This is a genomic window from Paraburkholderia sp. Cy-641, assembly GCF_011752945.1.
Classification (GTDB): domain Bacteria; phylum Pseudomonadota; class Gammaproteobacteria; order Burkholderiales; family Burkholderiaceae; genus Paraburkholderia.
This window is the reverse complement of record NZ_VWWM01000038.1, coordinates 39020-65949: the sequence shown is the minus strand read 5'-3', so window position 1 is coordinate 65949 and position 26930 is coordinate 39020. Positions and strand designations below refer to the sequence as shown.

Annotated in this window: 21 protein-coding genes and 1 tRNA gene; 10 read left to right on the top strand and 12 right to left on the bottom strand. The window is 65.1% G+C overall.

Annotated elements, in window-relative coordinates; translation table 11 throughout:
- Positions 1-146 precede the first annotated feature (146 nt).
- Complete coding sequence (locus F3J20_RS20695; protein ID WP_167036691.1) at positions 147-1688, top strand: methyl-accepting chemotaxis protein; 1542 nt, start codon at positions 147-149, stop codon at positions 1686-1688.
- A 79-nt stretch (positions 1689-1767) separates the two neighbouring features.
- Here the strand turns inward: F3J20_RS20695 and F3J20_RS20690 are convergent, their stop codons facing one another.
- Positions 1768-2679, bottom strand: coding sequence for a LysR family transcriptional regulator (locus tag F3J20_RS20690; RefSeq protein WP_167284381.1), 912 nt, complete (start codon positions 2677-2679; stop codon positions 1768-1770).
- Between the two features lie 102 nt (positions 2680-2781).
- On the opposite strand from F3J20_RS20690, the gene F3J20_RS20685 reads away from it, so the two are divergent.
- Complete coding sequence (locus F3J20_RS20685) at positions 2782-3207, top strand: ester cyclase (RefSeq protein ID WP_167036685.1); 426 nt, start codon at positions 2782-2784, stop codon at positions 3205-3207.
- A gap of 161 nt (positions 3208-3368) precedes the next feature.
- On the opposite strand, the gene F3J20_RS20680 is transcribed toward F3J20_RS20685, so the two are convergent.
- The 3 genes from F3J20_RS20680 to F3J20_RS20670 form a co-directional block, all read right to left on the bottom strand.
- Positions 3369-3459 (bottom strand) — tRNA-Ser (locus F3J20_RS20680).
- A 243-nt stretch (positions 3460-3702) separates the two neighbouring features.
- Entirely contained in the window at positions 3703-4998 is a 1296-nt protein-coding gene (serS, locus tag F3J20_RS20675) for a serine--tRNA ligase (protein WP_167036682.1), read from the bottom strand.
- Positions 4999-5091: 93 nt separating this feature from the next.
- Positions 5092-6405, bottom strand: a complete 1314-nt coding sequence (locus F3J20_RS20670) for a replication-associated recombination protein A (protein WP_167036679.1) — start codon at positions 6403-6405, stop codon at positions 5092-5094.
- A gap of 413 nt (positions 6406-6818) precedes the next feature.
- On the opposite strand from F3J20_RS20670, the gene cytX reads away from it, so the two are divergent.
- Positions 6819-8135, top strand: coding sequence for a putative hydroxymethylpyrimidine transporter CytX (gene cytX, locus F3J20_RS20665; protein WP_167036676.1), 1317 nt, complete (start codon positions 6819-6821; stop codon positions 8133-8135).
- 264 nt (positions 8136-8399) lie between these two features.
- Here the strand turns inward: cytX and F3J20_RS20660 are convergent, their stop codons facing one another.
- From F3J20_RS20660 to F3J20_RS20645, 4 genes are all read right to left on the bottom strand, one after another.
- Positions 8400-8627, bottom strand: a complete 228-nt coding sequence (locus tag F3J20_RS20660; protein ID WP_167036673.1) for a hypothetical protein — start codon at positions 8625-8627, stop codon at positions 8400-8402.
- A gap of 190 nt (positions 8628-8817) precedes the next feature.
- Complete coding sequence (locus F3J20_RS20655; RefSeq protein WP_167036670.1) at positions 8818-9048, bottom strand: hypothetical protein; 231 nt, start codon at positions 9046-9048, stop codon at positions 8818-8820.
- Positions 9049-9367: 319 nt separating this feature from the next.
- Positions 9368-10111: an outer membrane lipoprotein chaperone LolA gene (gene lolA / locus F3J20_RS20650; protein WP_167284380.1), complete on the bottom strand. Its 744-nt coding sequence runs from the start codon at positions 10109-10111 to the stop codon at positions 9368-9370.
- Positions 10112-10263: 152 nt separating this feature from the next.
- The gene (locus tag F3J20_RS20645; RefSeq protein ID WP_167284379.1) at positions 10264-12573 is read right to left on the bottom strand and encodes a DNA translocase FtsK; all 2310 of its coding nucleotides are present in this window, start codon (positions 12571-12573) and stop codon (positions 10264-10266) included.
- Between the two features lie 438 nt (positions 12574-13011).
- On the opposite strand from F3J20_RS20645, the gene trxB reads away from it, so the two are divergent.
- The 4 genes from trxB to F3J20_RS20625 all read left to right on the top strand — a co-directional run bounded on the left by trxB (position 13012) and on the right by F3J20_RS20625 (position 17365).
- Complete coding sequence (gene trxB / locus F3J20_RS20640; RefSeq protein ID WP_167036660.1) at positions 13012-14013, top strand: thioredoxin-disulfide reductase; 1002 nt, start codon at positions 13012-13014, stop codon at positions 14011-14013.
- Between the two features lie 423 nt (positions 14014-14436).
- Positions 14437-15204, top strand: a complete 768-nt coding sequence (locus F3J20_RS20635) for a Smr/MutS family protein (RefSeq protein ID WP_167284378.1) — start codon at positions 14437-14439, stop codon at positions 15202-15204.
- 309 nt (positions 15205-15513) lie between these two features.
- A complete protein-coding gene (locus F3J20_RS20630; protein WP_167284377.1) occupies positions 15514-16173 on the top strand; it encodes a glutathione S-transferase family protein in 660 nt (219 codons plus the stop codon).
- Between the two features lie 271 nt (positions 16174-16444).
- On the top strand, positions 16445-17365 hold the full coding sequence (locus tag F3J20_RS20625) for a LysR family transcriptional regulator (protein ID WP_167036651.1): 921 nt from the start codon (positions 16445-16447) through the stop codon (positions 17363-17365).
- Between the two features lie 181 nt (positions 17366-17546).
- Here the strand turns inward: F3J20_RS20625 and ugpC are convergent, their stop codons facing one another.
- From ugpC to F3J20_RS20605, 4 genes are all read right to left on the bottom strand, one after another.
- Positions 17547-18662 carry a sn-glycerol-3-phosphate ABC transporter ATP-binding protein UgpC gene (gene ugpC / locus F3J20_RS20620; RefSeq protein ID WP_167284376.1) on the bottom strand — a complete coding sequence of 372 codons (1116 nt, stop codon included), beginning with the start codon at positions 18660-18662 and terminating at the stop codon, positions 17547-17549.
- Between the two features lie 112 nt (positions 18663-18774).
- Positions 18775-19632: a carbohydrate ABC transporter permease gene (locus tag F3J20_RS20615; RefSeq protein WP_167036645.1), complete on the bottom strand. Its 858-nt coding sequence runs from the start codon at positions 19630-19632 to the stop codon at positions 18775-18777.
- Complete coding sequence (locus tag F3J20_RS20610; RefSeq protein WP_167036642.1) at positions 19622-20560, bottom strand: sugar ABC transporter permease; 939 nt, start codon at positions 20558-20560, stop codon at positions 19622-19624. The genes F3J20_RS20615 and F3J20_RS20610 overlap by 11 nt, the downstream gene beginning before the upstream one ends.
- Positions 20561-20722: 162 nt before the next feature.
- A complete protein-coding gene (locus tag F3J20_RS20605) occupies positions 20723-21970 on the bottom strand; it encodes an ABC transporter substrate-binding protein (RefSeq protein ID WP_167036639.1) in 1248 nt (415 codons plus the stop codon).
- Between the two features lie 534 nt (positions 21971-22504).
- Between F3J20_RS20605 and zwf the strand changes: the two genes are divergently transcribed.
- The 3 genes from zwf to F3J20_RS20590 all read left to right on the top strand — a co-directional run bounded on the left by zwf (position 22505) and on the right by F3J20_RS20590 (position 26792).
- Positions 22505-23968: a glucose-6-phosphate dehydrogenase gene (gene zwf, locus F3J20_RS20600; protein ID WP_167036636.1), complete on the top strand. Its 1464-nt coding sequence runs from the start codon at positions 22505-22507 to the stop codon at positions 23966-23968.
- 204 nt (positions 23969-24172) lie between these two features.
- A complete protein-coding gene (pgl, locus tag F3J20_RS20595) occupies positions 24173-24898 on the top strand; it encodes a 6-phosphogluconolactonase (protein WP_167284375.1) in 726 nt (241 codons plus the stop codon).
- Complete coding sequence (locus F3J20_RS20590; protein WP_167036630.1) at positions 24876-26792, top strand: bifunctional transcriptional regulator/glucokinase; 1917 nt, start codon at positions 24876-24878, stop codon at positions 26790-26792. Before pgl ends, F3J20_RS20590 begins: the two co-directional genes overlap by 23 nt.
- Positions 26793-26930: the final 138 nt, after the last annotated feature.

The window sequence follows — 26930 nt, the reverse complement described above, 5'->3', positions numbered from 1 at the left end:
CCACGGCGAGGTGCCTTAACTTCGCCACCAGGCCTAAATAGATCGCGTCGAAATGCCGTTATATGCCGTTATTCATTCCATTGGTGTCGTTTTGTTTCATTAAAGGAACGAGACGACGATTACGGCAACCCGAACGCTCCCTTCCGATGAAAAATCTCACGCTCAACGCACGCATCGCCGCCACGATCGCGTTCCTCGCCCTGCTGCTGATCGCGACCGGCGCGATCGGCATCGTCGGCATGGCCCAAAGCAATCGCGCGCAGCGCGACGCCTATGCGGTGCATTACGCGTCGGTCGTCGTGCTCGGCAAGTCCGGCACGGCGATGTCGCGCGCTCGCTACGGGCTCGACTGGGCGATGGCCAATCCGCACTCGCCGCAGCTTGCGATGCAGCTCGATCGCGCGAACAGCCTGCTCGTGGAATCCGACCGTCACTGGGCCGAGTTCCGCGCCTTGCCGAAGAGCGCCGAACTCGCGGCCCTCACCGCCGACCTCGACACGAAACGCAGTGCCGTGCGCCACGACGGCATCGACAAGCTGATCGAGGCGATCCGCGGCGGCGACACGGGCTGGATGGACGAAAGCCGCGCGCAGCACCTGATCGCGCTCTACAGCGCGATGAACGAGAGCCAGGGCAAGCTCGAAAGCTATCTCGACGCGCAGGCGACCGAGGCCGGCGCGCGCTCCAACGCGCTCTTTCGCGCGATGCTCGCGACCTGCGCGGCAAGCATCGTGCTGGCGCTTGCGGTCGCGTTCCTGAGCTGGCGCTCGCTGCGCCGCGCGATCATGACGCCGCTCGCGAGCGCGCTGCATCAGTTCGACGCGATCGCGGCGGGCGATCTGCGCACGCGCGCGGCGGCGCACGCGAACGACGAAATGGGCACGCTGCTGCGCGCGCTCGCCGCGATGCAGGCGCGTCTGCTCGGCACGGTCACGTCGGTGCGCTCGGGTTCGACGGCGATCGCCTCGGCCACGCAGCAGATCGCGGCGGGCAATCAGGACCTCTCGCAACGCACCGAGGAACAGGCGGCCTCGCTCGGCGAAACGGCATCCGCGATGGAACAGATCACCGCGACCGTGCAGCTCAACGCGAGCCATGCCGAGCAGGCCAGCACACTCGCGCGCGGCGCGTCGGACCTCGCCGCGCACGGCCGCGACGCGGTCGGCAGCATGATTGAAACGATGCGCGCGATCCACACGGGTTCCGCGCAGATGACGGGCATCATCGGCACGATCGAGAGCATCGCGTTCCAGACGAATATCCTCGCGCTCAACGCGGCCGTCGAAGCCGCGCGCGCCGGCGACGAAGGCCGCGGCTTCGCGGTGGTGGCCGGCGAGGTGCGCAGCCTCGCGCAACGCTCGGCGGCCGCGGCGCGCGAGATCGGCGCGCTGATTGCCGATTCGACCTCGCGCGTCGAACGCGGCGCGGGCCTCGTCGAAGACGCGGGCGGCACGATGCAGCAGATCGAGGCGGCGATTGCACGCGTGACGGGCATCGTCGGCGAGATCGCGCAGGCTTCGCGCGAGCAGAGCGACGGGATTCAGCAGGTGGGACTCGCGATCACGCAGATGGACGAAGTGACGCAGCAGAACGCGGCGCTCGTCGAGGAAAGCGCGGCGGCGGCGGCATCGCTGGCGGATCAGGCGCGCGCCTTGAGCGAGTTGATGGAAGGGTTCAAGGTGGCGTGAGGGCCGCCGCCGCGGGACTCGAAACGCGGATTCGAGCCTCGTGGTGTGGGCCAGCCAGCCTCGACCGAGGCTGGCGGAATCAGCGGGCCTGCGCCGGGTTCGACGACGTTTCCAGGTTCGTTGCGAGGCCCATTTCCAGGCTTTCCTGGAGCAGCGAAACGAGCGGCGGGATCATGTGCTGAATTTCGGTCCGGTCGCCCATTACTTCGACTTTGATCGGCGGTAGCGCAGGCCAGTTTCTCGACGCCGGCATGACCCGCATGCCGTCCCGCACCTGCGAGCGGCTCAGCACCGTCACCCCCAAGCCGCCAAGGATCGCCGCCTGCATGCCGCCCAGATTGCTGACCGTGCAGGTAGGGGTCCATTCGCGCCGCGCCGACGCGAGCGAGTCGGCAATGATCTCGCGATAGATGCAGGGCGGCTGCATCATGACGAGCTTCGCGGGATAGCGGGGTTCGTCGCGGAAACCGGCTCCGGCGACCCACACTAGCGGCTCGCTCCAGACGACCCGGCTACGCCGCGCCGACGTTTTGCCGATGACCCCAACGATGGCGACATCGAGCTTTTTCTGTTCGAGGGCTTTCAGAAGGTGCTGGCTCGAATCGGTCGTCAGCTCGAGCTGCACGTCGCGGTAGAGACTCTTCAGGCGCGCGAGAAAATTCGGCAACTGCGCCTGTAGCAGATTTTCCGCCACGCCAAGCCGCAGAACAGACACGTTGGGCGGCTCGAATACTTCGCGCAGAAAGCTCTCGTATTGATCGAGCAGCCGCCTCACGGCAACCAGAACGCGCTCGCCGTCGCGCGTCAGCGTGAGCGAGCGGCTGGTCCGCTCGAACACGCGCATCTGCAGCGCCTCTTCGAGACGAAGAATTTTCTGGCTGACAGCCGATTGCGTGCGGCCGACCCGTTCCGCGGCGGCCGTGAAACTGCCCGCCTCGGCAACGGCGACAAAAGCTCTCAGCAGGTCCATTTCGAGGTCGGGAAGTTTCATCTATCTATAAGTATCGCTACTTGATCCTATAAGTCTTATTCGTTTGATTTCTTCATTATAGAGGCGGATATTACCTCATCACCTCGTTTTACTGGAGAAAAAATGAGCAAGCGAAATTCTGTTTCGATCGTCGAGGCTTTCTGGCGAGAAGTATGGCAAGGCAAGAATCCCGAGGCCGCCGATCGGCTCGTCGCGGAAGACTTTGCGATCACATCGGGCGGCACGGTAATCGGCCCTCGCGAAACGTTCAAACAGTGGGTCGGCGCGTTCCTCACCTCGATCGACGACTTCAACTTCGAAATCGTCGAGATGTTTCAGAACGAAGCGGGAGACCGTGTCGCGACCCGCTGGGCGGTCACGGGCAAGAACAACGGCGTGATGGGCGCCGAGCCGTGCGGGTCGCCGATTTACATGACCGGGACCGCGGTGATTCATGTCCGCGAAGATGGGTTGCTTCAGCACAACTGGGTCGAGCGTAATGCGCTGGAGGTGCATCGGAGCCTGCTCAAGCGCGCAGAGGCGAGCTAGACGCGTGGTTCGTGTTTGTGCTTCGTTTTGATGAGGCGGTCTCTGGTTTCCAGCAGTTTTTAAACGCAACACCACCTCGAATCGAGCAAGGTGATGCGCCAGGAACTGGAGACTAAAAAGCAAAAACCCCGTAAGCCTGAGGCTTACGGGGTTTTCTAATTTGGCGGAAAGGGTGAGATTCGAACTCACGGTACGGTATAACCGTACACTGGATTTCGAGTCCAGCGCATTCGACCACTCTGCCACCTTTCCGGGTATTCCAACTCGCAGTGCGACTTCAACTTCCTGCTACTGCTTCGCCAGATCCAAGCGGGTCGTTGCTTGGGAGAACAAGATTATAGAACAGCTCGAGCCTGTTTTCCAAGCCCTTCGCCGAAAATTTTTTTAGAAAAGCCCGACAGGCGGGCAGGCAGCAAGCCGTTGCGGCGCAATCGAACCACACGACGACGCCGAACGACACGCCACTCACAACAGCTGCACCAGCCGATCACGCACTCAGGCCGCCGGCACTTCCAGCCGCTCGACGCCGCCGAGGTACGGACGCAACGCCGCCGGCACCGTCACCGAACCATCGGCATTCTGGAAGTTCTCGAGCACGGCCACGAGCGTGCGGCCCACCGCGAGCCCCGAGCCGTTCAGCGTATGCACAAGTTCGGGCTTGCCTTGCGCATTGCGATAGCGTGCCTGCATGCGCCGCGCCTGGAACGACTCAGTGTTCGAGCAGCTCGAAATCTCGCGGTACGTGTTCTGCGCGGGCAGCCACACTTCGAGGTCGTAGGTCTTCGTGGCCGAGAAGCCCATGTCGCCGGTACACAGCGTGATCACGCGATATGGCAGTTCGAGCTTCTGCAGAATCGTCTCGGCGTGGCCGACCATCTGTTCGAGCGCATCGTACGACGCTTCCTGGGCGACGATCTGCACCATCTCGACCTTGTCGAACTGATGCTGGCGGATCATGCCGCGTGTGTCGCGGCCATACGAGCCCGCTTCCGAGCGGAAGCACGGCGAATGCGCGGTCAACCTGATCGGCAGTGCGTCCGCTTCGACGATGCTCTCGCGCACCGTGTTCGTCAGCGAAATTTCCGAGGTCGAGATCAGATACTGCGTCACCGTGTTTTCGCCGCCGCCCTTCTCGACGCGGAACATGTCGTCCGCGAATTTGGGCAACTGGCCGGTGCCGTACAGGATGTCCGGATTCACGATGTACGGCGTGTAGATCTCGGTATAGCCGTGCTGCTGCGTGTGCGTGTCGATCATGAACTGCGCGAGCGCGCGATGCAGCCGCGCAATCTGCCCGCGCAGCATCGTGAAGCGCGCGCCCGACAGCTTCGCGCCGGTCTCGAAGTCGAGGCCGAGCGGCGTGCCGACATCGACGTGATCCTTGACCTCGAAATCGAACTGACGCGGCGTGCCCCAGCGGCGCACTTCGACGTTGTCCGCTTCGTCGCGGCCCACCGGCACGCTCTCGTGCGGCAGGTTCGGCACGCCGAGCAACAGGTCCGACAGACGCTTCTGGATCTCGTCGAGCTTGACGGCCGACGCCTTCATCTCGTCGCCGATGCCGCCGACTTCGGCCATCACCGCCGAGGTGTCCTCACCGCGTCCTTTCATCGCGCCGATCTGCTTCGACAGGCTGTTGCGGCGCGCCTGCATTTCTTCGGTGCGGGTCTGGGTGTCGCGGCGTTCCGCTTCGAGCGCGGCGAAAGCCGCCACGTCGAGGGTATAGCCGCGGTCGGCGAGGCGCTTGGCGACGCCGTCGAGGTCTTTGCGCAGCAGCTGGATGTCGAGCATGGGATGGGACGGGTGTTCGTTGTATGAAAGCGCGATTTTAACGCACCGGCACGGGCGGCCGGAACGTCCGGAAAGCGAGGTGTGGCGAGTGGCTCACCCCTTCTTCGCCTTGTTCTCCGCGCGCCACTGCGCATCGAGATCGGCAAGCCGCGCGAGCTTCTCGCCGATCTTGCCTTCGAGCCCGCGCGGCGTCGGCTGATACCAGCGCGGATCGCGCATGCCGTCCGGCAGATAGGTCTCGCCGGCCGCGTACGCATCGGGCTCGTCGTGCGCGTAACGGTAGTCGTGGCCGTAGCCGAGTTCCTTCATCAGCTTCGTCGGCGCGTTGCGCAGATGCACCGGCACCGCGCGCGACTGGTCCTTGCCGACGAAGCGCCGGGCCTCGTTGTACGCGTTGTATCCGGCGTTCGATTTCGGCGCGACCGCGAGATAGATGATCGCCTGCGCAAGCGCGAGCTCGCCTTCGGGCGTGCCGAGCCGCTCGTAGGTTTCGGCGGCGTCGAGCGCGATGCGCGCGGCGCGCGGATCGGCGAGACCGATGTCTTCCCACGCCATGCGCACGATGCGCCGAGCGAGATAGCGCGGGTCCGCGCCGCCGTCGAGCATGCGGCAGAACCAGTAGAGCGCGCCGTCCGGACTGCTGCCGCGCACCGATTTATGCAGCGCGCTGATCTGGTCGTAGAATGCGTCGCCGCCCTTGTCGAAGCGCCGCAGGTTTTCGGCGAGCGCACTGCCGAGCAAGGTGCCGTCGATCTCGCGGGTCTTCTGCTGCGCGGCCGCGCGCGCGACGATTTCGAGGTTGTTCAGCAGCTTGCGGCCGTCGCCGTCGGCGGAACCGATCAGCGCGGCGCGCGCTTCGTCGGTGAACGTGAGGCCGCCGAGCTCCTTCTGCGCGCGTTCGAGCAGTTCGCGCTGCTCGTCGTCGGTGAGGCTCTTCAGCACGTAGACCGCCGCGCGCGACAGTAGCGCGCTGTTGACCTCGAACGACGGGTTCTCGGTCGTCGCGCCGACGAATACGAACAGCCCCGATTCGACGTGCGGCAAGAACGCGTCCTGCTGGCTCTTGTTGAAGCGATGCACCTCGTCGACGAACACCAGCGTCTGATGCCCGTTCGCGCGATGAATCTGCGCGGTCTCGACCGCCTCGCGGATATCCTTCACGCCCGAGAGCACCGCCGAGAGCGCGATGAACTGAGCATGAAACGCATCGGCCATGAGCCGCGCGAGCGTAGTCTTGCCGACGCCGGGCGGCCCCCAGAGGATCATCGAATGGGCTTCGCCGGATTCGAACGCGACCCTGAGCGGCTTGTTCGGCCCGAGCAGATGCGCCTGGCCGATCACTTCGTCGATATTGCGGGGCCGCAGGCGTTCGGCGAGCGGAACATTGGCACGGGTTTCTTCAAACATGACGTTTTGGGGATAATCTCGGCTTTCCGGGCTTTTCGAGGCGGTGCCCCGGCCCTTGCGGGTTCTTCCCGGGCGCGGTCCGCGAGAACGCGGCGGCCGGCCGGACAAGCGCAACGCCCGCCGGCCAAGCCACGGGCAACGTCCTGCATTATGACAGCGACGGCGTCCGGGCGAAGGCCGGGTGTCGCGGAGCCGGCGCATCGGTTCGCGCAAGCGGCGTATCGCGTGGGCGCGGGCGAGGCATGCCTGAGGGGAGCGCCGGAGTAAATCGCGGCGTGGATAACCGGCAAGGCGATACGGCACAGCGATACGGCAAGACGATACGGCAGAATGCCGGGCCCGAAGCGCGGCAAGCGGCATCGGCCAAGCTCGGCAGAACGACAGGCAGCGACACCAACAGGAACAGACATCAGATGGCACAAGAACCCCTCGCCGGCGACACCGGCTCCACCTACGCGCCGCTCACGCCGGTGCCCGACGCGCGCCGCGCCTTCCGTACCGGCGACGCATTCGCGCTCTGGTTCTCCCTCGGCATCGGCCTGCTCGTCGCGCAGGCGGGCGCACTGCTGGTGCCGGGGCTATCGCTGCCGCACGCGCTCATTGCGATCGCGCTCGGCAGCGTGATCGGCGTCGTGCTGCTCGCGCTCGTGGGCGTGATCGGCACCGACACCGGGCTCGCGGCGATGTCGTCGCTGCGTCCGACGCTCGGCGTGCGCGGCGCGTCGGTGCCGGCCGTGCTGAACATGGTGCAGCTGGTCGGCTGGGGCTCGTTCGAGGTGATCGTGATGCGCGATTCCGCCGACGCGCTCGCGAAGCAGGCATTCGGCCTGTCGATGCCGCTCGTCTGGACTGTGCTCTTCGGCGCGCTCGCGACGCTGCTCGCGGTCAGCGGGCCGCTGTCGTTCGTGCGGCGCTTTCTGCGCAAATGGGGCATCTGGCTGCTGCTCGCGGGCGCCGCATGGCTCACGTGGAACCTGCTCGCGCGCCACCATCTCGCGGACCTGATGCAGCGCCCCGGCACGGGCGAGATGTCGTTCGGCGGCGCGATCGACCTCGTGGTCGCGATGCCGCTCTCGTGGCTACCGCTGATTTCCGACTACACGCGCTTCGGCCGCCGCGCCGGCGAGACGTTTCGCGGCACGCTGTACGGCTACGGCATCGCGAACATCTGGTTCTATGCGCTCGGCGCGATCTACGGTCTCGCGGCGGGCGGCGGCGACGCGCTGCTGACGAGCGCGCTCGCGCAAGCGGGCGGCGGCTTTGCGCTGCTGCTGATCCTGATCGACGAAATCGACAACGCATTCGCCGATATCCACTCGGCCGCGGTGTCGACCGGCACGTTCTGGACGCGAGCGAGCGTGCCGCTGCTGTCGGCCGCGTTCGGCGCGCTCTGCACGCTGATCGCGCTGCTCGTGCCGATGGCGAAGTATCAGAACTTCCTGCTGCTGATCGGCTCGGTATTCGCGCCGCTGTTCGGCGTCGTGCTGATGGATCACTTTATCGTGCGCAAACGCCGCATCGACGCCACGGTGCTCGCCGACCTGCGCGGCCGCTACGGCTTCTCGAGCGGCTGGCATCTGAGCGCGTTCGTCGCGTGGGCGATCGGCATCGCCTCGTATCAGGTGATCAATCAATGGCTGCCGAATCTCGGCGCAACGCTGCCTTCGCTGGCGATCGGAGCGGTGTGTTATTTCGTGTTCGTGTCGACGCGCAAGACCGCGTATGCCTGAGTGGTGAATGCTTCGGCGCTGCATGCGGCCCGTGCGAGCTCGAAGCTCTCAGCACGACGGCATTGGCCGAAGTCGTGGGCTGCATAGCGCGGCGTATCGCGGCATATCGCGCAAACCGATCTGCGCGATATGCCCGCAGTCGAATCACCCAGCCTCGGCCGCGTGGAGAAACGGCGTGCCGCGCGCCGTCTCCCCACCCATCAGTTTGATCGCTGTGAAAATCACGCGGCCGAAGCAATGCCCCTGCTGCGATACGGCCGATTTCTATTTCTTCGCGGCTTTACGCCTGCGCGATTCGATTTTTCGGCACAAGTCCGTGAGCAGCCAACGCGCCACGGTTTCAGGGCGATTCGGCGCATAGGACGCGAATTTGGTTTCGTTTTCGAAGTGAACGATGACGGTTCCCGTCATCACGCGATAGGTACCGGCGTAATTGACGCCGTCCAGTTCCACGCTCAGCGCGTGCGTGGTTTCGTATTCTGCAAAGGTCAAGATAAAAGCGATATCTCAAAAAAGACGAGACATTATCGCTTCGATCTCCTACAAATCAAAAAATATATGCAAATTGTTGCATATTAAGTCATTACGTGTCGCCGCCCCGTCCGCGGCGCGCCCGCAAACCTCGCTATGGCCGCGATTGGCGTGCATTGGCCTCGGGTCCCACCCCAGTTCCGGCCGCGCGTTAATGGTGCTCGAGCGCTAGCACGGGCGTGTCGGCGAAGCGCTTGAGCGCCCGCTTCCCGTCGCGTTGAGCCTCGGCTTCATCGCCGAAGGTCGTTTCGCTGTAATCGATGACCTTGACGCCGCTGCCGACCGGCCGCGGAATCGTGATGCCCCAATGCCAACCGCCCTCCTGCTCGAAGACATGGAGCGTCGGGGATAAATGCGAATCTTGTGATAAAGATCCTCTCATAACATGCCTCACTTTCCGAACATTCGAAGCCACTACCCACTTCGACCAGTTTAGGCGTTATCTTGCTGCGTTGCAGCAAAAAAATGTCAGAGAATGTAGAGGAAAACTGAAAAGAGTCTGACACGCCTGTGTCAATCTTCTGAGGATGCCGCTTATCCGGCTCCGCACGACAACGACGGTTTGCGCCGAAAAAACCACATCTGCACCAACCACGGGCAAGGGCCCGCGCACTCCGCGTCAATAAGCAAAGCCGCGCCCGGCGAACGCGGCTTTGCGAAGCGATTCACACGGCGTCGACCACCGACGCCGGCCACGCAGCTTATCCGTTGATGACGTCCGCGCCCTTCGGCACGGTGAACTTGAACGCATCGGCCGGCAACGCGGGATTTTTCTGGATATTCGAGAAGGTCAGCAGCGTCACGTTGCCGAACACGTCATGCAATTCCATCGCTTCGAGATTGCCGTCCTTGAAGCCGATACCAACACGCTGGAACTGCGTGTCCTTCGCCTTCGGCGTCAATTCGAGCCAGTCGATGCCGGCCTTCACGCCGGCATCATGCAACGTGAAGTTCTTGTCCAGATCGTTGCTGCCGAACAGGATCGCCGCCGGACTCGCGCCGAGCGCATTGCCGAGCGCCCGCACCGTGACCTGGTTCAGGTCCTTGTCGTAGACGTAGAGCTTGTCGCCGTCCGCCTGCAACAGTTGCGCGTAAGGCTTCTCGTATTGCCAGATGAACTTGCCGGGCCGCGCGAACGTGAACGTACCGCTCGACGTGGTGGGCTGGCCCGCGTCCACCGTGGGCAGCGCGCCGGACGAGCCCTGCGCCTTGCTCGGCGCGCGCACTTCCTGCTGCACGAAGGTGCCGCGCGCCGCATGAACCTGTGCGACGAACGCCTTCAGTTGCTCGGTGCCGCTCGCGAAGGCGTGCGAAGCGACCAGCAGCGACGCGCCGATCGCCACGCTGCCCGCGCCGCGCGCGAACTTGCGCGCGCTCTGGCGAATGCGCTCGCCGAGACGGCCAGATCGACGCTCTCGAACGTCATGCTGCGCGATGGTGTGCATATGGTTTCTCCCTTGATTGAATTCGCCGACGGGCCGCGCGAGGCGCATGTGGATAAACACTCGGGCCGCCTTTGCGCGCATCCGGCAGCGAGGCTGCGGTGCCGCGCATACCGAAACGGCATGCCGCGCTGCCTACCCGCAGCGGCAACGGCTTATTCCGCTTCCCGCGCCGGCGCCAGAATTTCGCGATTGCCGTTCGACGACATCGCCGACACCACGCCCGAATTCTCCATCTGTTCGAGCAAGCGCGCCGCGCGGTTGTAGCCGATGCGCAAGTGCCGCTGCACGAGCGAGATCGACGCGCGGCGGTTTTTCAGCACGACGTCGACCGCCTGATCGTATAACGGGTCCGACTCGCCTTCGGTGGACACGGTTCCCGCCGAGCCTTCGTCGCCCTCGCCCGTCACGCCGCCTTCGAGAATGCCCTCGATGTAGTTCGGCTCGCCCTGTTCCTTGAGCTTGTCGACGACGCGATGCACTTCGTCGTCCGACACGAACGCGCCGTGCACGCGCACCGGCAAACCGGAGCCCGGCGGCAGATACAGCATGTCGCCCATGCCGAGCAGCGACTCGGCGCCCTGCTGGTCGAGAATCGTGCGCGAGTCGATTTTCGACGACACCTGGAAGGCCATGCGCGTCGGCACGTTGGCCTTGATGAGCCCGGTGATGACGTCGACCGACGGCCGCTGCGTGGCGAGAATCAGGTGGATGCCGGCCGCACGCGCCTTCTGCGCGATGCGCGCGATCAGCTCTTCGACCTTCTTGCCGACCACCATCATCAGGTCGGCCAGTTCGTCGATCACGATCACGATGTTCGGCAAGCGCGTAAGCGGTTCCGGATCGTCCGGCGTGAGGCTGAACGGATTCGGCAGCTTCTCCTCGCGCTTGGCCGCGTCGTCGATCTTGTTGTTGTAGCCGGCGAGATTGCGCACGCCGAGCTTGCTCATGAGCTTGTAGCGGCGCTCCATTTCGGCGACCGCCCAGTTCAGCGCGTGGCCCGCCTGGCGCATGTCGGTGACGACCGGGCAGAGCAGATGCGGAATGCCTTCGTAGACGCTCATTTCGAGCATCTTCGGATCGATCAGGATCATGCGCACCTGCTCGGCGCTCGCCTTATAGAGCAGCGAGAGGATCATCGCGTTGATGCCGACCGACTTGCCCGAACCGGTCGTGCCGGCGACGAGCAGGTGCGGCATCTTCGCGAGGTCGGCGCACACGGGCTTGCCGCCGATGTCCTTGCCGAGGCCCATCGTGAGCGGCGAAGCCGCATCGGCATAGACGGCCGAGCCGAGAATCTCGGAGAGGCCCACGGTCTGACGGCGCTGGTTCGGCAGCTCCAGCGCCATGTAGTTCTTGCCCGGAATCGTTTCGACGACGCGGATCGACACGAGCGACAGCGAACGCGCGAGGTCCTTCGCGAGATTGACGATCTGGCTGCCCTTCACGCCGGTGGCCGGCTCGATTTCGTAGCGCGTGACGACCGGCCCCGGATAGGCGGCGACCACGCTCACTTCGACGCCGAAGTCCTTGAGCTTTTTCTCGATCAGGCGCGAAGTGAATTCGAGCGTATCGGCGGAAATGGTTTCCTGGGCGGCGGGCGCGGGGTCGAGCAGCGAAATGGGCGGCAGCGTGGAGTCGCCCGGCAGATCGGTGAAGAGCGGCACCTGCCGTTCCTTTTCGACGCGCTCCGACTTCACTGGCGTAACGACGGGCGGCACGATCATCACGGGCTCATGTTCCTCGATGCGCACGCGGCCCTTCTCGACCTTGCCCTCACGCTTGACGGCGGCGGCTTCGCCGAGCTTGCGGTCGCGCCCGGCTTCGCGGCGCAGCTTCGCGAACGTGACCGCGGAAATGATCGACTCGCCGACCTTCTCCGCAACCGATAGCCACGAGAAACGGAAGTACAGCGACAGCCCGATCGCGAGCCCGAGCAGCAGCGCGAGCGTGCCGCCGGTGAAGCCGAGCGCATGCGAGATGCCGCGCGCGACGGCCTCGCCGATCACGCCGCCCGGCGCGCGCGGCAACTGCACCTTGAGCGACCACATGCGCAGCGCCTCGAGGCCGTTGCACGACAGCAGCACGAGCATGAACGCGAATGCGTCCGCGAGCCAGCTCACGCCGTGCGGCGCGGCGTCGTCCTGCGGCTCTTCGTGGCGGGTGATACGCCGGTAGTTCGCGGAGATATGGCGGCCGAGCAGCACGATCCACCAGTAGGCGGACAGGCCGAACAGCAGCAGCAGAATGTCGGACGTCCATGCGCCGACGCGGCCCGCCCAGTTCGAGATGTGGTCGACCTGCGCGGCGTGGGTCCAGCTCGGGTCGTGCCTGCTATAGCTGACGAGGGCCATCAGCAGGAACACGCCGAGCGCTACCTGCAGAATCCAGCGAATTTCGGTGAAGAGGCGCGACATGCGGTGAGGCAATGCCTGCGCGCTCGCGGAATAAGGAGCTTTTGCCATTGATCCTGTTGCCTGGGGTAGCCGGTTCAGGCCGAGACTGCCGCCGGGAACACGGCCCGGGCCTCGCCGCGCGTGGCTTCGGGCCCGATCCCGGCTACCGGAAACTTCGATCCGGCCTATTGTAAACGCTGTGCCCCGCACAGGGCTGTAAATGACGGTAACTTGACCGCTTTGGCCGTTCGGCTGCTTGAAACGCGGGGGCGCGGAAGGCGGCCCGACCGGTTCGGCGCGCGAGCCGCGTGCCCGACGTCCGGCTGTCCGCCTGCGCGCAGCCATGGCGCCGGCCTATGCCGCCACCCTATCGCGGCGATCGGAAAGCTTCATGGCGCAGCCGCGCGCCTCGCCCTTTATAATGCCGGACTGACACCCATCTACCGTTTCAGCTCAAAACCGCACGGCCTCGCATGAGCGGGCCGCGCGCTGCACAAGGATTCGATCATGCCCGCAACTGCAACGAAACACGCCAAGGTTCTGATTCTCGGCTCCGGTCCCGCCGGCTACACGGCGGCGGTCTACGCGGCGCGCGCCAACCTCTCGCCGGTGCTCGTCACGGGCCTCGCGCAAGGCGGCCAGCTGATGACCACGACCGACGTCGAGAACTGGCCCGCCGACGCCAACGGCGTGCAAGGCCCGGAACTGATGGCACGCTTTCTCGAGCACGCCGAGCGCTTCAACACCGAAATCATCTTCGACCACATCCACACGGCGAAGCTCGACGAGAAGCCGATCCGCCTGATCGGCGACGCGGGCGAATACACCTGCGACTCGCTGATCATCTCGACCGGCGCCTCGGCACAATACCTCGGCCTGCCGTCGGAAGAAGCGTTCATGGGCAAGGGCGTGTCGGCCTGCGCGACCTGCGACGGCTTCTTCTACAAGCAGCAGCACGTGGCCGTGATCGGCGGCGGCAACACCGCGGTCGAAGAAGCGCTGTACCTCTCCGGCATCGCCAAGAAGGTGACCGTAATCCATCGCCGCGACAAGTTCCGCGCCGAGCCGATCCTGATCGACCGCCTGCTCGCGAAGGAAAAGGAAGGCGTCGTCGAAATCAAGTGGAACCACGTGCTCGACGAAGTGACCGGCGACGCGTCCGGCGTCACCGGACTGCGTATCAAGCATACGCAAACCGGCGCAACCACCGACCTCGAATTGCAGGGCCTGTTCGTCGCGATCGGCCACAAGCCGAACACGGACATCTTCGCAGGCCAGCTCGAGATGAAGAACGGCTACATCATCACGAAGGGCGGCCTGAACGGTTTCGCGACCGCGACGAGCGTGCCGGGCGTGTTCGCCGCCGGCGACGTGCAGGACCACGTGTACCGTCAGGCGATCACGAGCGCGGGCACGGGCTGCATGGCCGCGCTCGACGCGCAGCGCTACCTCGAAACCATCGACGAGATGGCCGGCGAGCACGCGATGAGCCAGGAAGCGGAGCGTTGATTCACAGCGCTTCGTCGCGATGCGGGACTGTGAGGGAAAGCGCGACGGTAAAATGACGGCAGGGCGCAGCCCGGCCGTCCGACCGAAAGAAGGCCGCGGCTGAAAAGCCGGCGGCCTTTTTTGTGTCCGGCGCGCTCGGATTGAGGGTTTGCGATGCGTCCGCGTGATGCACTTGCTTGATGCACTTTGCGCGTTGCGCCTTCTCGCCAGGCTTCGTGTGACGCGCTCGTGCTGTGTGCCGCGCTTCATCGAGCGCTTTGTGCCAGGCTTTGCGCCAAGCGTCCCGCCGAGCTTGTGTGTCCGACTTGCGCTCGCTGGCACCGGCGCACGATCTTCGCGCTTCGCTTGAGCCGACCTTGCAAGCCAACGCATCCGCCGCCCAAGCCCCGCGCGACCGACCTACTCTTTCCGTGTATTGCCGATATGCCGAAGAATCTGCCCCACCCCAACGAACCGAAACGCCCGCAAGCCGCCGCACGGCCCGCGCCGGCCCCAGCGGCACCCGCAGCCGTGCCGAAACCCGATCGCACGACGGGGCTCGCCGGTCTCGGCGCGCTACGCGAGGCGTTGAAGGGCGATGCCGAGCAGCGCGAGCGCGAACAGGCGGCGGCCCGGGCGGCGCAGCGCGAAGCCGCGGCGGACGCCAACCTGTTCCGCCACGAGATCGGCGAAGTCGCGCCGCTCGTGGCGGCGCCGCGCGCGACCTTGACACGCAATCCCCCGCCGCCGCTGCCGGTGCAAACGCTGCTCGACGAAGAGGCTGTGCTGCACGAAGCGATCTCCGATGAATTCGATCCCGAGGTGCTGCTCGAAACCGACGAGACGCTCTCGTATTGCCGCCCCGGCGTGAGCCGCGACGTCGTGCGCAAACTGCGGCGCGGCGACTGGATCGTGCAGGCGCAAATCGACCTGCACGGCATGCGGCGCGAGGAAGCGCGCGAGGCGCTGGCGGAGTTCATCCGCGAATCGGTGAGGCGCGGCTTGCGGTGTTTGCGCGTGATCCACGGCAAGGGCCTGGGGTCGATCGGCAAGGAGCCGGTGCTGAAGGGCAAGGTGCGCGCATGGCTCGTGCAGAAGTCCGAGGTCATCGCGTTCTGTCAGGCGCGGCCGCACGACGGCGGTGCCGGCGCGGTGGTCGTGCTGCTGCAACCGGGCGCGTTGCTGGCGCATGGGGTGCAGGCGAAGGGTTGACGGGCCTCTCCGGGGGCGAGGCTGCAAGGCTAAGCCTCGGCCTGGGCTAAGACCTGGGCCGCTCTGGCTCTGGCTCTGGCTCCGGACCTGAGCCCGAGCCGCTGGGCGGCCCCGCCCACGCATCCCCGCTTATAACCCGCAAGGTCTCGCGTGAGCTTGTGGTCACGCGGCCGCACTTCCACACTCTCATCGCAATCTGTCGATTTTCGCTGCCGCCGTTCGTCGTCGGGTAAACGGCCATCGTGGCCGTCGCGCGGTGGCCGCCATTGCCACCGCACCGTGCCGTGCAACCGTCAAAAGGTGATCGCGATGCCTCTACAGCTCTATGCCCACCCGTTCTCGTCTTACTGCCAGAAGGCCCTGACCGCGCTCTACGAAAACGGCACGCCGTTCGAGATGCGCCTGCTCGCGCACGACGACCCGCAGATCATGGCCGAATTCGCCGCGCTCTGGCCGATCAAGCGCTTTCCGGTGCTCGTCGACGGCGGCCGGACCGTGGCTGAGGCGAGCATCATCATCGAATATCTCGGCCTCTATCATCCGGGCCCGGTCGCACTGCTGCCCGCCGACGCGCGCGCCGCGCTCGACGTGCGTGGCATGGACCGCTTCTTCGACAACTACATTTCGACGCCGCAGCAGCGGATCGTCTACGACAGCCTGCGCGCCGAGGCCGAGCGCGATCCGCGCGGCGTCGCCGAGGCGCGCGCGATGCTCGATACCGCGTACGCGTGGCTCGACAAACACATGGCCGGCCGCGAATGGGCCGCCGGCGACCGCTTCAGCCTCGCCGACTGCGGCGCGGGCCCGTTCCTGTTCTACGCCGACTGGACGCATCCGATCGACCCGGCCTTCGCGCACGTACGCGCGTACCGGCAGCGGCTGCTGGCGCGGCCATCGTTCGCGCGCGCGGTCGACGAAGCACGGCCGTATCGTCATTTCTTTCCGCTCGGCGCGCCGGACCGCGATTGAGCGAGGCAAAGCATTGGCCGCGGCGACCTCGGCAACCCCAGCAAACACGGCAACTTCAGCGGCCTTCGGCAAGCCCCGCGCCCCCGGCAAACGCGGTGGACACAACGGCCGCAACCCGCACAACCGCCGCACCAGTCGCCCCCACCGCGGCCGGGCTGCGCGCGCCCTCACCGCTCGCCCCCACGCGCAGACAACCCCCTTTCCTCGCTGTAGACTTCATTTCGCAAGCGCGTCTCGACCTTTCCCCGGCTCACCACCCACAAGGCACACCATGGACCGTTTCGAAGCGATGGAGATCTTCACGCGTGTGGTCGAAGCAAACAGCTTTACCAAGGTATCCGAATCGCTCGACCTGCCGCGCGCCAAGGTGAGCCGCACGATCCAGGCGCTCGAGGAACACGTCGGCGTGCGCCTGCTGAACCGCTCGACGCGCCAGGTCAGCGTGACCGAAGACGGCGCCGAGTTCTACGAGCGCTGCGTGCGCATTCTCGCCGACGTCACCGATGCCGAATCGTCGCTGTCGAACAAGCGCGAAAACCCGGCCGGCACGATCCGCGTCGATACGTCGGGCACGCTCGCGCGCTCGCTGCTCCTGCCCGCGCTCGACGACTTCTACCGCCAGTACCCCGCGATCGACGTGCGGCTCGGTCTCGCGGACCGCAACATCGACCTGATTCAGGACGGCGTCGATTGCGTGATCCGCATGGGCACGCCGGAAGAGTCGAGCCTCGTCGCGCGGCGCATCGGGCTCGCGCGCATCGTTACGTGCGCCTCGCCCGCGTACCTGGAAAAGCACGGCACGCCGGCCACGCTCGCGGAGCTCGACCGGCATCGCGCGGTCAACTACGTGTCCGCGCGCAGCGGCAAGACGTTCCCGTTCGAATACGAGGTGGAGGGCGAGATCGAGCGGATTGCGATGACGGGCACGCTCGCCGTCAACGACGGCTCGGTGTACATCACCGCCGGCGTGCTCGGCCACGGCATCATCCAGCCGTCGCGCTTCATGGTCGCCGAGTTGATCGAGCAAGGCGCGCTCACCGAGATTCTCGGCAACTACACGAGCCCCGGCACGCCGCTGTCGATCCTGTACGCGCATCGCCGCAACCTGAGTTCGCGGCTGCGCGCGTTCATCGATTGGGTCAGCGAGCTGGCGCGCAATAATCCGGATTTGCGTTTGCCGGACGGGGCCTAACGCGTCGGGGGCGTCGGCCTCATGCAGCCTGCGCCAAACACAAAGCCCCCTGCGTCCATACGACGCAGGGGGCTTTTTCAATGCAGCAGCAGCGCACTCAACGCATTGCACGGCCTGCCGCGCGAACTACGATGAGCAAACCGCCGCGCTACAGCACTGCAAATCGCGGCAAACCGCCCAATCAGGCAATCCGCTCTTCATTGCTCGGATCGAACAACACCGCCTTCGACGTATCGAACAGCAGCGTCGTATTCGTCTGCGGCTGCGGGTTCGACGCCGGGTGCACGCGGCTCACCACGCGCTTGCCGTTGACCTGCGCGAACACGAGCGTGTCCGGACCGGTCGGCTCGATCACGTCGACCTTCACTTCGACCGGCTGAAGCTTGCCGTCGTCGCCGTGCGCGCCGCGCGCATCGGTGATGCGCTCCGGGCGCAGACCAAGGATCACGTTATTGCCGACGTGCGAGCGCACCTTCGACGAATCGAACGGCAACACCAGCACCTTGCGCGCCACGCCCGTATCGAGTTCGATGCCGACGCCCGCGCCCTGCTCGACCAGCTTGCCTTCGATGAAGTTCATCGGCGGCGCGCCGATGAAGCCCGCCACGAACAGGTTCGACGGCGAGTCGTAGATGTCCTGCGGCGCGCCGAACTGCTGCACGATGCCGTCCTTCATCACGGCGATGCGGTCGCCGAGCGTCATGGCTTCGATCTGGTCGTGCGTCACGTAGACGATCGTCGTGCCGAGGCGCTGATGCAGCAGCTTGATTTCCGAACGCATCTCGATGCGCAGCTTCGCGTCGAGGTTCGAGAGCGGCTCGTCGAACAGGAACATGACGGGATCGCGCGCGAGGGCGCGGCCCATCGCGACTCGCTGGCGCTGGCCGCCCGACAGCTGGCCCGGCTTGCGATCGAGCAGATGCTTGATCTGCAGCGTGTTCGACACGCGCTCGACGATCTGCGTCTGCTCCTGCTTCGGCACCTTGCGGATGTTCAGGCCGAACGAGATGTTCTCGCGCACCGTCATCGACGGATAGAGCGCGTACGACTGGAACACCATCGCGATGTCGCGGTCTTTCGGCGACAGGTTGTTGACCGTCTTGCCGTCGATCTGGATCTCGCCCTTGGTCACGGTTTCGAGGCCGGCGATCATGTTGAGCAGCGTCGACTTGCCGCAGCCCGAGCCGCCGACCAGGATCAGGAACTGGCCGTCTTCGATGTCGATGTTGACACCCTTCAGAACCGGCATCCCGTTCGGGTAAGTCTTGTACACGTCACGGATGGAAAGGCTTGCCATGCTGTGAATCCTCTATTCTCTGGTACTGCCTGAAAACGTCTGTGTGACGGCGGCGCTCTCTTCGCGATGCGCCGCCGCGCCTCAAGGGAGTGGCTCCTCGCCCGGTCCTCGTTCAGCCCTTCACCGCGCCGGCCGTCAGGCCGCGCACGAAATAGCGTCCGGCGATGATGTAGACCAGCAGCGTCGGCAATGCCGCGATGATCGCGCCGGCCATGTCCACGTTGTATTCCTTCACGCCGGTCGAGGTGTTCACGAGGTTGTTCAGCGCCACCGTGATCGGCATCGAATCGACGCCGGAGAACACGATCCCGAACAGGAAGTCGTTCCAGATCTGCGTGAATTGCCAGATCAGGCACACCATGAAAATCGGCAGCGACACCGGCAGCAGGATCTTCGTGAAGATCGTGAAGAAACCCGCGCCGTCGATGCGTGCCGCCTTCACGAGTTCGGCCGGCACGCTCACGTAGAAGTTGCGGAAGAACATCGTGGTGAACGCGATGCCGTAGATCACGTGCACGAGCACGAGGCCGCTCGTCGTGTTCGACAGGCCGAGAAAGCCTTCGAGACGCGCCATCGGCAGCAGGATCGCCTGGAACGGAATGAAGCAGCCGACCAGCAGCATCGTGAAGATCGGATCGGCGCCGCGAAAGCGCCAGTGCGTGAGCACGTAGCCGTTGAACGCGCCGATGATCGACGAGATCAGCACGGCCGGAATCACCATGCGCACCGAGTTCATGAAGAACGGCTGCATGCCGTCGCAGCGCACGCCCGTACAGGCGCCGCTCCACGCCTTGAGCCACGGCGCGAAGGTCCAGTGCGACGGCGGCGTGAGCAGGTTGCCGGTGCGCAGCTGGTCGATGTCCTTGAACGACGTCGACAGCATCACGTAGAGCGGGAACAGGAAGTACAGGGCGAACAGGATCAGGGCCGCGTAAATGACGGCACGGCTGAGCGTCATCTTAGGCTGCATTGCGCGTGCTCCTCGATTCCATATACATCAGCGGCACGAGCACGGCCACGACGGTGGCGAGCATCATCATCGACGATGCCGCGCCGACGCCGAGTTGCCCGCGATTGAACGAAAACGTGTACATGAAGATGGCCGGCAGCGACGACGAGGTACCCGGACCGCCCGCGGTCAGCGCGACGACGAGGTCGAAGGTCTTGATCGTGATGTGGCAGAGAATCAGCAGCACCGAGAAGAACACCGGGCGCATGCTCGGAATCACGATCTTGCGGTAGATGGTCGGCAGGCTCGCGCCATCCATCTGCGCGGCCTTGAAGATTTCGCCGTCCACGCCGCGCAGGCCCGCGAGGAACAGCGCCATCACGAAGCCGGTCGACTGCCACACCGCCGCGATCACGATACAGAAAATTGCCTTGTCGGGGTCGCCGAGCCAGTTGAACGAGAAGCTCGTCCAGCCCCAGTCGTGAAACACCTTCTCGATGCCGATGCTCGGCGTGAGAATCCACTGCCAGGCCGTGCCGGTCACGATGAACGAGAGCGCCATCGGGTACAGGAACACGGCGCGCAGCGCGCCCTCGTTGCGAATCTGCTGATCGAGCAGGATCGCGAGAAAAAGCCCGAGGCCGATGCAGATGGCGATGAACGGAATGCCGAACCAGCCGAGATTGGCAGCCGAGGTCCAGAACACGTCGTTGTCGAACAGTTCGCGGTAACGGTCGAGGCCCGCGAAGTCGAAACGGGGCATCAGCCGCGAATCGGACAGCGACAGATAGCCGGTGATTGCGATGAAGCCATAGACGAAGACCAGGCTGATAACGACGCTGGGTGCGAGCACCAGCTTCGGAATCCAGCGATCGGCCAAGGCCGCCGTGGGCGACGCGCGGCGGGTGGCGGCGGCCGTTTTCCCGTTTCCGCTGATAGAAGCAGTCACTACTCGACTCCTGCTGAAACTGGACCGTCAGGCTGGCTCGCGCGTTGCGCGCGAAACCGCGACGGCCTGGATGTGACTCCATGAAACCACGATGAAGCCCGCGCCCGGCGCCTGAAAGAGCGCCGGGCGCAATGCCTCGCTTACTTCACCGACTGACTTCGCTTACCTGGTTTTCGCTGCCTTCGCGAGCGCCTGCACCGCGCTCTTCGAATCTTCCTGCGAGTTCATGAACTTCGTGACGACGTCGGAGATCGCGCCGGCTGCCGCATCGGGCTGCGCCATGCCGTGAGCGAGCGACGGCACGTAGCCGCCGGCCTTGATCGCGACCTGCTCATCCGCGTACGACTTCTTCGCGCAGTCGTCGAACTTGGCCATCGACACGCCGAGACGCACCGGGATCGAGCCCTTGTACAGGCTGAACTGCTCCTGGAAGTCCGGCGACATGATCGTCTTCGCAAGCGCGAGCTGACCCGGCGTTGCCGCCTTCTGGTCCTTCTGCTGGAAGAACACGAACGAGTCGACGTTGAACGTATAGGCCTTCTCCGTGCCCGGCACGGCCGCGCAGATGAAGTCGGTGCCCGACTTCTTGCCGGCGTTCGAGAATTCGCCCTTCGCCCAGTCGCCCATGAACTGCATGCCGGCCTTGCCGTTGATGACCATGGCGGTGGCGAGGTTCCAGTCACGGCCCGTGCGGCCCGCGTCGAAGTAGCCCTGGATCTTGCGGACCGTGTCGAACACCTGAACCATCTTGTCCGAGGTCAGCGTCTTCTCGTCGAGGTCCACCAGCGCCTTCCTGTAGAAGTCCGCGCCTTGCGACAGCACGACGTCTTCCCACAGCGTCAGGTCCTGCCACGGCTGGCCGCCCATCGCGATCGGCTGGATGCCCGCGGCTTTCATCTTGTCAGCGACCGCGAAGAACTCGGGCCACGAGGTCGGCACCTTGCCGCCGGCTTTATCCAGCGCTGCCTTGTTGATGTACAGCCAGTTCACGCGGTGCACCGAAAACGGCGCGGCGACGTAATGGCCGTCCGCATGCATGATCTTGTCGATTTCCGGCGGCAGGTTCTTCTTCCAGTCGCCCGCGACGGAGTCGATCGGCACCAGCACGCCCTGCGAAGCCCAGTCCTGGATCAGCGGGCCCTTGATCTGCGCGGCGCTCGGCGCGTTGCCCGAGATCACCTGCGTCTTCAGTGCCGTCATGGCAGCCGCGCCGGCGCCGCCCGCGACCGCGAAGTCCTTCCACGTGTAACCCTGCTTCGTCATGTCGTCCTTGAGGACGCCGACGGCCTTCGATTCGCCGCCCGACGTCCACCAGTGCAGCACTTCGACCGACTCGGCAGCCTGCACGGCCGACACGCCACACATCAGACCCGCAGCGCACAGAGCGCCCATGATCGCGCGAAATTTCATTGCTTATCTCCTCCAGACACCTGAACAAAAAAACGAATGACCCCTGATATCGCCAGGGTGCTGTGGTTGGTTCAAACAGGCAAAACACTGGGCGATCGAGCACGGTCGGGCGCATGCGCGAAGCATGTGCCGGCGGACCGATGGCCGGCCGCCGGACGCTCAAGAGGTGAGTGGTTCGGAATGCAAAGACTGTCTCCTCTTTTGATTTTTGCCTGCCCGCGTCGCGCGGCAGACTCGAGGTGCTTCATACGCAAATTCGACGCAAACCCGACCTCGGCCAGCTATCGCCAGCGGCGGCTGACACGTATCGACGGGCGTTGTCCGCTAACATGCCGGGGACGCCCATCGATTCGCAGAAGCGCGCGTACCGCCTGAACAGCTCACGCTTTTTTCATCGAATTTACGCTACCTCTTGATTTGGATTGTAGTTAAACTACAATTCAGTGTCAAAAAATATTTTATCGGACTACGGTCGCCTTTCCGGTGCAGATACGCGCTCAGCGCGGCGGCCCTTCAGGACATCGACGGAGACTCATGCAAACCGACTCAAGCTTCACTTTCGTTCTCTTCGGCGGAACCGGCGATCTGTCGATGCGCAAGATTCTGCCCGCGTTGTTCGAGGCGCATCGGGCCGGCGGCATGCTGGCCGAAAGCGGCAAGATCGTCGCGGTGGCGCGGCATGTGGCGGATCGCGGCGAGTACCTGCAATGGGTCGAGGAGCATGTCAAGCCGCATGTGTCGAAGAACGGTGTCGACGCGGCGGCATGGGCCGGCTTCCTCGCGCGCATCGAGTTCGTAAAGATCGATCTCGGCAAGCCGGAAGACTTCGTGCATCTGCGCGACGCGCTTCAGGACCTGCCCGGCATCCGCGTGTTCTATCTGGCGACCGGTCCGTCGCTGTTCGTGCCGATCTGCCACGCGCTCGCCGCGGTCGGGCTCAATGCCAACGCGCGCATCGTGCTCGAAAAGCCGCTCGGCTACGATCTCAGGTCGTCGAATGCAATTAATGATGCAGTCGGTGAAATCTTCGCGGAAGAGCAGATCTACCGGATCGACCACTACCTCGGCAAGGAGCCGGTACAGAATCTGCTCGCGCTGCGCTTCGGCAATGCGCTGTTCGAGCCGCTGTGGCGCCGCGAATGGGTCGAGAGCATCCAGATCACGATCGCCGAGGAGCTCGGCGTCGAAGCGCGCGGCGACTTCTACGATAACACCGGCGCGCTGCGCGACATGGTGCAGAACCATCTGCTGCAATTGCTCTCGATCGTCGCGATGGAGCCGCCCCATTCGATGGATTCCGACTCGGTGCGCGACGAAAAGCTGCGCGTGCTGCGCGCGCTGAAACCGATCGATTCGCAGGAAATCGCCAAGGTCGCGGTGCGCGGCCAGTATCATTCGGGCGTGATCCGCGGCAGCGCGGTGCCGGCCTACGCGACCGAGCACGGCGTGAAGCCCGATAGCTCGACCGAAACCTTCGTCGCGCTGAAGGTCGAGATCGAGAACTGGCGCTGGGCCGGGGTGCCGTTTTTTCTGCGCACGGGCAAGCGGCTTGCCGATCGCGTCGCCGAAATCGTCGTGAATTTCCGTCCGGTGCCGCATTCGGCGCTCGGCGCCTCGGCGCTGCGCGCCGGCGCGAACCGGCTCGTGATCCGTTTGCAGCCGAACGAGACGATCCGTCTGTATTGTCTTGCGAAGCAGCCCGGCGAAGGCATGAACCTCGCGAGCGTGCACCTCGACCTCGCGTTCGACCAGTTCTTCCGCGAAGGCCAGATGGAGGCGTATCAACGGCTGCTGCTCGACGTGATCCACGGGCGCCTCGCGCTGTTCGTGCGGCGCGACGAACAGGAAGCCGCATGGCGCTGGGTCGAGCCGATCCTGAACGAATGGAAAGCCTCGACGCGGCCGCCCAAGCCGTACGCGGCGGGCACGTGGGGACCGGCCGCGGCGAGCGCGATGCTCGCGCAGCACGGCACCTGCTGGCTCGAGGAAGAGAATTAAGTGGTACTGCATTGAGATTGAGGGAAGGCGCCGCACCGGTTCGAGGGCAACACCGCGCGGCGCAGGCAAAAAACCCACTGACGAACTGAACGGCAACGCACCGGACTCGCGCGAACACGCTGCAGGCCACCTCGCCTTGCAGGTATCGCACGAGGGCAGACGGCGCGTTGCCGCAGACCCAACAAAAAGCTGCACGGAGGAGAAGTGATCGAGCTTCACGCTTTCGACGACCAGCGCGCCCAATCCGAGGCGCTGGCGCAAGCGGTCGGCGATGCGTTGCATGCGTCGCTTGCCGCACAGGCGGCCGCCACCGGCACGCCGGCCCCGCTCGTGCGCCCCGCGCGTCCCGCCATGCTGGCCGTGTCGGGCGGCAGCAGTCCGCGGCCGTTCCTGCAAACGCTGTCCACGCAAGCGTTCGACTGGGCGCGCATCGCGGTCACGCTGGTCGACGACCGCTGGGTGCCGGAAACCGACAGCGCGAGCAACGCGCAATTCGCGCATGCCACGCTGCTGCAGAACGCCGCCAAAGACGCGACGTTCTGGCCGCTCGTCGACACCACCCAGGATCTGCACGCGCACGTCGCGGCGTTGAACGCGGACCCGCGCTTTGCCGCGGTGCCCGACGTCGCGGTGCTCGGCATGGGCGAGGACGGCCACACCGCGTCGATCTTCGCCGACGCGCCCGAATGGGATCACGCGATCACCACCGCCGAGCGCTTCGTGGCCGTGCATCCGGGCGCGGCGCCGCATGCGCGCGTGAGCTGGTCGATGTCGGCGCTCAAGGAAGTGAAGCAGCTGTTTTTGCTGATCGCAGGACCGCGCAAGATGGACGTGCTCAATGCCGCCACCGCCGCGCTACAAAAAAATGCCATCTCGCAACTGGCAAACGACAAGGGAGTGAGACTCGATGTCTACTGGTGTGCAAACTAAAGCTGTGCCGGGCGCAGGCCAGCACGCCGACGGACCGAGGCTGCTGGCCGACATCGGCGGCACCAACGCGCGTTTCGCGCTCGAGACGGGCCCCGGCGAAATCGGCTCGGTGCAGGTCTATCCGTGCGCGGAGTATGCGGGCATCGCCGAGGTCATCAAGAAGTATCTGAAGGACACCAAGATCGGCCGCGTCAATCACGCGGCGATCGCCATTGCGAACCCGGTCGACGGCGACCAGGTCAGCATGACCAATCACGACTGGACCTTTTCGATCGAAGCGACGCGCCGCGCGCTCGGCTTCGACACGCTGCTCGTCGTCAACGACTTCACCGCGCTCGCGATGGCGCTGCCGGGCCTCACCGACGCGCAGCGCGTGCAGGTGGGCGGCGGCCAGCGCCGGCCGAACAGCGTGATCGGCCTGCTCGGCCCCGGCACCGGCATGGGCGTGTCGGGCCTGATTCCCGCCGACGACCGCTGGATCGCACTCGGCAGCGAAGGCGGCCACGCCACCTTCGCGCCCGCCGACGAGCGTGAAGATATCGTGCTGCACTACGCGCGCAAGAAGTGGTCGCACGTGTCGTTCGAACGCGTGGCCGCGGGTCCCGGCATCGAGGTGATCTACCGTGCGCTCGCGGGCCGTGACAAGAAGCGCGTGGCGGCCAACGTCGACACGATCGAGATCGTCAAGCGCGCGCTCGAAGGCGAGCCGCTCGCGGCCGAATCGGTCGACGTGTTCTGCGGCATTCTCGGCACCTTCGCCGGCAATATCGCGGTGACGCTCGGCGCGCTGGGCGGCATCTACATCGGCGGCGGCGTCGTGCCGCGCCTCGGCGAATTCTTCGCGCGCTCGTCGTTCCGCAAGCGCTTCGAGGCGAAGGGCCGCTTCGAAGCGTACTTGCAGAACGTGCCGACCTATGTGATTACCGCCGAATATCCGGCGTTTCTCGGCGTCTCGGCGATTCTCGCGGAGCAGCTGTCGAACCGCGCGGGCGGCAGTTCGTCGGCCGTGTTCGAGCGGATTCGCCAGATGCGCGACGCGCTGACGCCGGCCGAGCGCCGCGTCGCCGACCTCGCGCTGAACCATCCGCGCTCGATCATCAACGATCCGATCGTCGACATCGCGCGCAAGGCCGACGTAAGCCAGCCGACCGTGATCCGCTTCTGCCGCTCGCTCGGCTGCCAGGGCCTGTCGGATTTCAAGCTCAAGCTCGCGACCGGCCTGACCGGCACGATCCCGGTCAGCCACAGCCAGGTGCATCTCGGCGACACCGCCACCGACTTCGGCGCGAAGGTGCTCGACAACACCGTCTCGGCGATCCTGCAGTTGCGCGAACATCTGAACTTCGAGCATGTGGAGCGTGCGATCGACCTGCTGAACGGCGCGCGGCGCATCGAGTTCTACGGGCTCGGCAATTCGAACATCGTCGCGCAGGACGCGCACTACAAGTTCTTCCGCTTCGGCATCCCGACGATCGCTTACGGCGACCTGTACATGCAGGCGGCCTCGGCCGCGCTGCTCGGCAAGGGCGACGTGATCGTGGCCGTGTCGAAGTCGGGGCGCGCGCCCGAACTGCTGCGCGTGCTCGACGTGGCGATGCAGGCCGGCGCGAAGGTGATCGCGATCACCTCGAGCAATACGCCGCTCGCCAAGCGCGCGACCGTCGCGCTGGAAACCGATCACATCGAGATTCGCGAGTCGCAGCTGTCGATGATCTCGCGCATCCTGCATCTCGTGATGATCGACATTCTGGCGGTCGGCGTGGCGATCCGCCGCGCGGTGCCGAGCGACGACGTGACCGAGACGGTCGAGAAGGCGCGCGAAGGCGCCGACGACGACGCAACGGCCGTGCTCGACTGGCTCAGCCACGGCGCGGCTCCGTCGGCGCGCGACTGAATCCGCCCGGCGCTGAATCTGCCTGGCGTTCTGCGCTTGCGCTCGATGAACCCGCGCGGCACGCATCGAATCCGATGTGCGCCGTGCGGGTTTTCTTCTGCGTGCGGCGCTTCGGGCGCGGCACAAAGCGTTCGATAA

Bases quoted from the DNA above. Each gene is read 5' to 3' on its own strand.
- F3J20_RS20645 (WP_167284379.1), bottom strand. From the start codon at position 12,573: ATGGCAAAAGCTCCTTATTCCGCGAGCGCGCAGGCATTGCCTCACCGC.
- serS (WP_167036682.1), bottom strand. From the start codon at position 4,998: ATGCTCGACATCCAGCTGCTGCGCAAAGACCTCGACGGCGTCGCCAAG.
- F3J20_RS20670 (WP_167036679.1), bottom strand. From the start codon at position 6,405: ATGTTTGAAGAAACCCGTGCCAATGTTCCGCTCGCCGAACGCCTGCGG.
- zwf (WP_167036636.1), top strand. From the start codon at position 22,505: ATGCAAACCGACTCAAGCTTCACTTTCGTTCTCTTCGGCGGAACCGGC.
- F3J20_RS20590 (WP_167036630.1), top strand. From the start codon at position 24,876: ATGTCTACTGGTGTGCAAACTAAAGCTGTGCCGGGCGCAGGCCAGCAC.
- F3J20_RS20615 (WP_167036645.1), bottom strand. From the start codon at position 19,632: ATGCAGCCTAAGATGACGCTCAGCCGTGCCGTCATTTACGCGGCCCTG.
- F3J20_RS20690 (WP_167284381.1), bottom strand. From the start codon at position 2,679: ATGAAACTTCCCGACCTCGAAATGGACCTGCTGAGAGCTTTTGTCGCC.
- F3J20_RS20605 (WP_167036639.1), bottom strand. From the start codon at position 21,970: ATGAAATTTCGCGCGATCATGGGCGCTCTGTGCGCTGCGGGTCTGATG.
- F3J20_RS20635 (WP_167284378.1), top strand. From the start codon at position 14,437: ATGCCGAAGAATCTGCCCCACCCCAACGAACCGAAACGCCCGCAAGCC.
- lolA (WP_167284380.1), bottom strand. From the start codon at position 10,111: ATGCACACCATCGCGCAGCATGACGTTCGAGAGCGTCGATCTGGCCGT.
- trxB (WP_167036660.1), top strand. From the start codon at position 13,012: ATGCCCGCAACTGCAACGAAACACGCCAAGGTTCTGATTCTCGGCTCC.
- F3J20_RS20625 (WP_167036651.1), top strand. From the start codon at position 16,445: ATGGACCGTTTCGAAGCGATGGAGATCTTCACGCGTGTGGTCGAAGCA.
- F3J20_RS20630 (WP_167284377.1), top strand. From the start codon at position 15,514: ATGCCTCTACAGCTCTATGCCCACCCGTTCTCGTCTTACTGCCAGAAG.
- cytX (WP_167036676.1), top strand. From the start codon at position 6,819: ATGGCACAAGAACCCCTCGCCGGCGACACCGGCTCCACCTACGCGCCG.
- ugpC (WP_167284376.1), bottom strand. From the start codon at position 18,662: ATGGCAAGCCTTTCCATCCGTGACGTGTACAAGACTTACCCGAACGGG.
- F3J20_RS20655 (WP_167036670.1), bottom strand. From the start codon at position 9,048: ATGAGAGGATCTTTATCACAAGATTCGCATTTATCCCCGACGCTCCAT.
- F3J20_RS20695 (WP_167036691.1), top strand. From the start codon at position 147: ATGAAAAATCTCACGCTCAACGCACGCATCGCCGCCACGATCGCGTTC.
- F3J20_RS20685 (WP_167036685.1), top strand. From the start codon at position 2,782: ATGAGCAAGCGAAATTCTGTTTCGATCGTCGAGGCTTTCTGGCGAGAA.